We start from the raw sequence: 6,885 nt of genomic DNA on the forward strand, positions 1-6,885 counted from the left end.
GGTTCTGTGAGAGGGATGAGGCGGCAACGCCTCACCCTACTCGATGCTTGTTGGATAGGAGTCATCACGCTATTTGGGCTGCCATTGTCCGCTGGTGACCAGCTTATCCATCACTTTATCGACAGCGACTTGCGCCTTGGCGACAATTTCATCCACCTCATTAGGGGTGACTACCAAGGGTGGGGCGAAACCAAGAATATCGCCATGTGGCATGGCACGCGCGATCAGACCTTGCTCCATACACGCCGCGGCGACCTGTGGCCCAACTTTCAGGCTGGGGTCAAAATGGCTGCGGTTGGCACGATCGGGTGAAAACTCAAGCGCATGGAGCAAACCGACACCTCGGCTGTCACCAATCAATGGGTGATCCGCAAACGCGGCTTTCATTTTCATTTGCAGATATTCACCCGTGGTCGCGGCGTTCTGAGTCAGATTCTCGCGCTCGATGATATCAAGGTTACACAGTGCAGCTGCCGCGCCCAGTGGGTGGCCAGAGTAGGTGTAACCATGACCAATCGCGCCCCATGCATCGGTACCATCTTCCAAAACATCCCACACTCGGTGACCGATCATCACCCCGGAGAGCGGTTGATAGGCAGAGGTTAACCCTTTGGCAACGGTAATCAGATCAGGCTTCATATCATAGTAAATCGAGCCAAAATCACTCCCGATACGACCAAAACCACACACCACTTCGTCGGCGATCAGCAGCACATCGTATTTATCCAGCACTTTGCGAATCGCCGCCCAGTAGCCCTCGGGGGGCGGTACGATGCCACCCGTGCCGAGTACCGGTTCAGCAATCATCGCGGCGACCGTATCCGGGCCTTCAGCAAGGATCATTTTCTCCAGTTCATCGGCACAATGTTGTGCGAATTCAGGCTCGGTCATGCCGGTGTCTTCACGACGATAATAGTAGGGGGCCATGGTGTGTTTGATGCGCTCAATGGGCAGATCAAAATGCGCATGGAACAGTGGTAACCCCGTGAGTGACCCGGATGCGACACTGGAGCCGTGATAACCCCGATCCCGTGAGATGATTTTCTTTTTCTCAGGCTTGCCACGCGCATTGTTGTAGTACCAAACAATCTTGAGCTGTGACTCATTGGCATCACTGCCTGACATGCCGTAATAGACTTTGCTCATGCCGGGAGCCATGTTGATCAGGCGCTCCGACAGCGTCACCAGCGCTTCGTTGGTGTGGCCCACATAGGTGTGGTAATACGCGAGCTTTTTCGCTTGCTCATAAATGGCGTCGGCCATTTCTTCACGGCCATAGCCGATGTTGACGCAATAGAGGCCAGCGAAGCCATCAATTAGCTCAATCCCCTCTGAGTCAGTAATACGAATGCCTTTACCTGTTTCAATCACTCGCCCTGGCATCTCTCCATGCGCATACTGCTTTAAGTGCGTTGAGGCGTGGAATACGGTGTTTCTGTCTTTTTCCAACAAGGCTTTTGTTTCTGGACGCATGATCAGTCTCCTTATCCGTCAGCAAACCTGAATTAGCTGCCGCTCACCGTGGGCAAGCCACCTAAACAGTAGTATTTGATTTCACTAAATTCGTCGATGCCATAGCGGCTTCCTTCACGGCCTAAGCCCGACTGTTTGACGCCACCAAAGGGAATCGGGTGGCCGGTCATTTTCACTGAGTTGACACTGACCATGCCGACTTCAAGGCCGCGCAGACAGCGCCAAATATCACGAATATCATTGCCGTAGACATAGGCTGAGAGCCCATACTCGGTATCGTTGCCCATCGCAATGGCCTCATCCAGATTGTCGTAGGCAATCACGCCCGCTACCGGGCAAAAGTTTTCTTCTTGGTACACCAACATATCCGGCGTCACTTTGGTGATAAGCGTAGGCGCAAAGAAGTTTTCACCGAGGTTGGGGTTGAGCTTTCCGCCCATCACGGTCGCCCCTTTGGCAATGGCGTCATCGACGATTGCTTGCGCTTTGTCCACTGCCCGTGCGGAAATGAGAGGGCCAATATCGGTACTGGGCAGCAAACCATTGCCCACTTCAAGTTCATCCATCAACGCGGCGAAGGCATCGACAAACGCTTGATGTTTGTCGCGTGGCACCAAAATTTTGTTGGCGGCCAAGCAATCTTGCCCCGATGTTTGGAACTTGGCATCGATGGCCGCGCGCGCCGCTTGTTGAATATCCATATCAGGCAGCACAATGAAGGGCGCATTGCCGCCAAGCTCCATGGCACATTTTTTCACGGTTTGCGCACTTTGCTCGAGCAATAACCGACCGACACGTGTTGAGCCGGTAAAGCTTAGCGCTTTAACGTTGTCACTTTGACAAAGCTGGGTGGAGACCATGGGGGCGTCGCCCATCACCACGTTAAATACACCGGCAGGGATCCCAGCACGTTCGGCCAATTCGGCTAGGGCGAGGGCTGAGAAAGGTGTCTCTTCTGCGGGTTTGACGATCACACTACAGCCAATCGCGAGAGCCGCTGCCGCTTTACGGGTGATCATCGCATTAGGGAAATTCCATGGGGTGATCAAGGCGGCCACGCCAATAGGTTCACGTAATGTCGCTAGGTGCGCATTGGGAATATGGCTAGGCATGGTGTCGCCATACACGCGTTTGGCTTCTTCGGCAAACCAGTGAATAAACGACGCGCCATACTCGACTTCACCCTCGGCGTCGCGCAGTGTTTTGCCTTGCTCGAGCACCATCAGATGCGCGAGATCGTGTTGGTTTTCCATGATGAGGTCGTGCCATTTCATCAACAGCTTGGCGCGCGTTTCGGCCGACTCAGCGCGCCACAAATGGAAAGCGGCTTCGGCGTCATCAATGGTTTGATTGATTTGCGTGGCGTTGAGTGATGCGGTGTAACCAAGCACTTCGCCCGTCGCGGGGTTGAGCACCGGCGTATCAGAGTCACCATTGACCCATTTGCCGTTGCAATAGGCGAGCTGACGAAAAAGACGCTGATCGTCGAGGTAGGCAAGCACGTCGGAGCTGGCTTTGCCGGCTACGTCGTGGCGCAATGCATTGGCTGCGCTTCCCGAGTAGTGAAGATCGCGTGATTGGAATACGGTCATACTCCCTCCTGATTGAAAATCGCCACGCTGCCTATCAGCGTTTGCCTACTGTTACTGTATGCAATGTACGAAAAAGAGGTTTTTTGTTCAGGTGCGGGATTAACGAAATTTTTTCTGAAACCGCGCAATAGCAGTAGAAAATTTTCTGGTCACAAGAGAAACGGGCATTTCCCGTGATAACGTGACAGGTATTGCTCAGAGGTTAACAACGCATGCGCGAGCGTCATTGAGCATGCGCAAGCAAGGATAAGTCTGGTTTAACCATTAGCAGCAATGTCTGGCGTTTCAAGCGGTAAGGTGAGAGAGGGGCGCTTCACTTGCTTGGTGACGATGTAGGTGTAGTACTGTTTGATGCCAAGGTCATCAGTTAGCCAGCTGTCGATAAGGCGCTGATAATAATCAATGTCGGTGACACCAAGACGAACGATATAGTCTATCCCACCGCCTGTCGCCCAACATTCTTTGACATCGTCGCAGGCTTGCATGGCGCGCTCAAAGCGTTGAAAGCTGTCGACATCGTGCTGGCCGAGAGTGATTTCGACTAACACGGTATTTAACTTCACCACCGCATCCGGGTTGATACGGGCGCTATAGCCCTCGATGATCCCCGCTTGCTCGAGCCGTTTTACCCGCTCCCAACAAGGGCTCACAGACAGGTTGATCGCCTGTGCGAGGTGAGATTTGGTGATGCGGCCATCTTGCTGCAGGATCTGCAAGATTTTGATATCGAATTTATCCAGCTTCATGGCCCCTCCGTTAAACAGGCTCGGCAATCACCGCAAAGGTATCGCCGATGTAAATCCGTCCCAAGTGACGTTTGGCCAGTAAAATACCGTCGCGTTCGGCATAGTAGGGAACGGGCTCGGTGCCAGTACGCTCGATGTTATGCACTTTACCAATCAAATCGCCTTTTTTGATGGTCTCGCCCAAGTGCACACAGAACTCAATAATACCCGCGTGTTCGCTTTGTACATAGCAGTGTTTATCGGGTAACTCGAGTTTGACGGGCGCGACCGAGGGGTGGCGATAATCGTCTTGTAGAATGCCCGAAAACACTAAAAAGTTGTGAATACCACGTTGGGTAATCGCGATCGATTCAGGGGTGCTGGTGCCACCGCCACCCAGTTCGGTGGTGACAAATACTTTCCCTTGTTGCTCTACCGCCGTGTCGTACATGCTGGTGGCATCCATTTCAGTGGTTTGTACTTGATAGGGGGCACCAAACAGGCGAGCCCCTTCGGCACAGGCGTCGGCTTGTTGAAGGTTCTCCAAGCGGTGTGAAGCCGCATAGGGAATAAGATCTAAGGTTTTACCGCCTGAGTGAATGTCTAAAGCCGTATCGCACTGCGGGATCAAATATCGGGTGAAGTAATCGGCAATTTGTTCGGTAACACTGCCGGTTGGTGAACCAGGAAAAGCGCGGTTCATGTTGCCTTGATCCCAAGGCGAGGTACGCGTGCCTGCGGTTACTGCGGGCGCGTTCATCATCGGCAATATAATCACTCGGCCTTTGATATCACTGGGCATCAGTTGGTGGCAGGTATTGAGTAATGCAGTAATGCCCTCGTATTCATCCCCATGGTTGCCGCCTGTGAGTAGAGCCGTTTTTCCCTCGCCGTTTTTAATCACAGTGATTGGAATGGTGACACAGCCCCAAGCGGATTGGTCGTGTGAATGAGGCAGTTTAAGAAAGCCATGCTGTACACCATCGGCATGAAAATCGACGGTGGCTTCAATTGCGGTGGGTTCCATAACCTCTCCTTGTGATCTGTTGTGACGCTCAATCCGGCGGAAACGGGTAAAGTTTAATCTTTAAATCATCACCTTATGAGTGTAGCTAAAAACAATAATCAGGCTGAACAGAAAAGGGCACAAGTAGGGTACTCCGTTTCTGACTCGTTATACCAAGCTAATGTTTGACAAACAACTGGCGCGGCAGGTCGCACAAAGTTTGCGCACCATCGCGGGTGATCACAATGCTTTCTGTGGTTTCGATGCCCCAGTCTTTCATCCACAGCCCTGGCATAAAGTGAAAGGTCATTCCCTCACGCAGCATCGTCTGATCGCTTGGGCGCAAGCTCATGGTGCGCTCGCCCCAATCGGGTGGATAGCTTAATCCTATCGGATAGCCACAGCGCGCGCCTTCTCGATCAAACCCATAGCGTAACAAGGCATCGTTGAGGGCGTTGGCAATGTCTCCGCATGTGTTGCCAGGCTTGGCGACCGCGAGACCTGCTTCGAGACCGGCCTGTAAAGCCTCATCAGCACGCAAGAATTCATAGCCCGGCTCTCCTAAGAAGATAGTGCGAGAGAGTGGGCAGTGATAGCGGCGATGCACCCCGGCGATTTCGAAAAAGGTCCCTTCTCCCCGTTTAAACGGACGATCATCCCACGTTAAGTGAGGCGCTGCCGCATCACCGCCCGAAGGTAACATCGGCACGATCGCGGCATAATCCCCAAAGTGACCATCGTGGCCGACCACCGCGTGTTTATTGATTTCGGCCACCAGTAGGTGCTTGGGTAAGCCGGGCTCGATCATCTCAAAGGCGACGCGGTGCATGTTCTCCACGATGCGGGCGGCCGTATGCATGTAGGTGAGTTCTTGATCGGATTTGACCGCGCGACACCAGTTAACCAGCCCAGTCGTATCGACCAGCGTTGCCATCGGTAGATTTTCTTTGAGCGACTCAAAGGCGGTGGCACTGAAATAGTAGTTGTCTTTCTCAACGCCGATGCGGCCACGATCCCAATAACGCTCTGCCAGGACGTAATTGCAAAGGTACTCCATGGGGTGGAGCGGTGGATTCATCACGTAATGGTCAGGATAGTAGGTGATGCACTCAGCGCTCATGTAGACAGTACGCAGCGCACCGTTGGCGTCTTGGATACGACCGAACCACAAAGGGTCACCCGTTGCGCCAATCACTACGCACTGAGGCACATAGAAAGACCAGCCATCGTAACCGGTAAGCCACGCCATGTTGGAGGGGTCGTGCACCAACAAGGTGTCGATTTCATGTTCTTCCATGGCATAGCGAACCTTGGCTAAACGGGCGCTGTATTCTTCGTGAGAGAACTTCAATACAACGTCGCTCATACGCGTGACTCCTGTTCAATACCACGACTGTGGCGCTGATAAACGTACTACTGACCGGTAATCAAACTTGGATCAAGTATGATTACCGGTACAGAAAGGTGCCGTTTTTCGGTCTTCTTATCGAACAAACGGAGGAAGCGCGAGTGTTGCGCGGTCTTATCCAGGCGACTCTACTGTCTGGTGCGGCTGTTGCTCAGTGAGCCCGTTCGGCCTGCTCACTGGATAAGATTTTGTTTCGCCTCTATTTAAGAGTTAAACCATAGAGTGAAAACCCGTCAAGTTATATTAGCAACAAATTTGTCACTAAACTGCCAATTTGTGCAGACAGGCAAGTGTTGGCGTGAAGCGGGAAAGCGTGGGAAGGGGACACACAGAGTACGCGGAAACCGATCATGAATGGTCTAGGCAACACGTTATCCCGCATCCTACGTGTCTTTCCTGTGCTTTGGATGACAAAATACACAGAGGTAAAGAGCAACTGCTAAGGCAAAAAATTGTATGTAGCCAGGCAGCTGGAGAGCGTCTACTATCGTATCGTTGAAAAAGAGTATGTCTCCGGCATCGTAACCGCCTTTTACCTTACCACCGTAAAAAAATATCGACATGTATTGACCTGCGCTAAGGAGCATTAGTGCATACTTGGAAAAGAAAACTATTTTTTCCGACGGCGATGAATTAACCGTCATTCCGCAGCGAATTAATGAATTAAAATAGTGTGATCCA

Annotated in this window: 6 protein-coding genes; all 6 read right to left on the reverse strand. The window is 52.3% G+C overall.

Annotation, left to right across the window (positions count from 1 at the left end; translation table 11 throughout):
* Window positions 1-69: 69 nt before the first annotated feature.
* Window positions 70-1,473 (reverse strand): aspartate aminotransferase family protein, encoded by a 1,404-nt coding sequence (locus C7A19_RS04400; RefSeq protein WP_116644286.1) that lies wholly within the window; start codon window positions 1,471-1,473, stop codon window positions 70-72.
* A gap of 32 nt (window positions 1,474-1,505) precedes the next feature.
* Window positions 1,506-3,065 carry an NAD-dependent succinate-semialdehyde dehydrogenase gene (locus C7A19_RS04405; protein ID WP_116644287.1) on the reverse strand — a complete coding sequence of 520 codons (1,560 nt, stop codon included), beginning with the start codon at window positions 3,063-3,065 and terminating at the stop codon, window positions 1,506-1,508.
* Window positions 3,066-3,322: 257 nt separating this feature from the next.
* The gene (locus C7A19_RS04410; RefSeq protein ID WP_116644288.1) at window positions 3,323-3,811 is read right to left on the reverse strand and encodes an Lrp/AsnC family transcriptional regulator; all 489 of its coding nucleotides are present in this window, start codon (window positions 3,809-3,811) and stop codon (window positions 3,323-3,325) included.
* A gap of 10 nt (window positions 3,812-3,821) precedes the next feature.
* On the reverse strand, window positions 3,822-4,817 hold the full coding sequence (gene doeB / locus C7A19_RS04415; protein WP_077457175.1) for a N(2)-acetyl-L-2,4-diaminobutanoate deacetylase DoeB: 996 nt from the start codon (window positions 4,815-4,817) through the stop codon (window positions 3,822-3,824).
* Between the two features lie 157 nt (window positions 4,818-4,974).
* The gene (gene doeA / locus C7A19_RS04420; protein WP_069363118.1) at window positions 4,975-6,162 is read right to left on the reverse strand and encodes an ectoine hydrolase DoeA; all 1,188 of its coding nucleotides are present in this window, start codon (window positions 6,160-6,162) and stop codon (window positions 4,975-4,977) included.
* Between the two features lie 425 nt (window positions 6,163-6,587).
* Window positions 6,588-6,885: hypothetical protein (locus C7A19_RS15745; protein ID WP_235614260.1), on the reverse strand; the 298-nt coding region annotated here is incomplete at its 5' end.

Origin of the sequence: Salinivibrio sp. HTSP (assembly GCF_003390965.1) — a bacterium.
In the GTDB taxonomy this organism is placed as follows: Bacteria; Pseudomonadota; Gammaproteobacteria; order Enterobacterales; family Vibrionaceae; genus Salinivibrio; species Salinivibrio kushneri.

Coding starts and splice junctions, on each gene's coding strand:
- C7A19_RS04400 (WP_116644286.1), bottom strand. CDS start 1,473: ATGCGTCCAGAAACAAAAGCCTTGTTGGAAAAAGACAGAAACACCGTA.
- C7A19_RS04405 (WP_116644287.1), bottom strand. CDS start 3,065: ATGACCGTATTCCAATCACGCGATCTTCACTACTCGGGAAGCGCAGCC.
- C7A19_RS04410 (WP_116644288.1), bottom strand. CDS start 3,811: ATGAAGCTGGATAAATTCGATATCAAAATCTTGCAGATCCTGCAGCAA.
- doeB (WP_077457175.1), bottom strand. CDS start 4,817: ATGGAACCCACCGCAATTGAAGCCACCGTCGATTTTCATGCCGATGGT.
- doeA (WP_069363118.1), bottom strand. CDS start 6,162: ATGAGCGACGTTGTATTGAAGTTCTCTCACGAAGAATACAGCGCCCGT.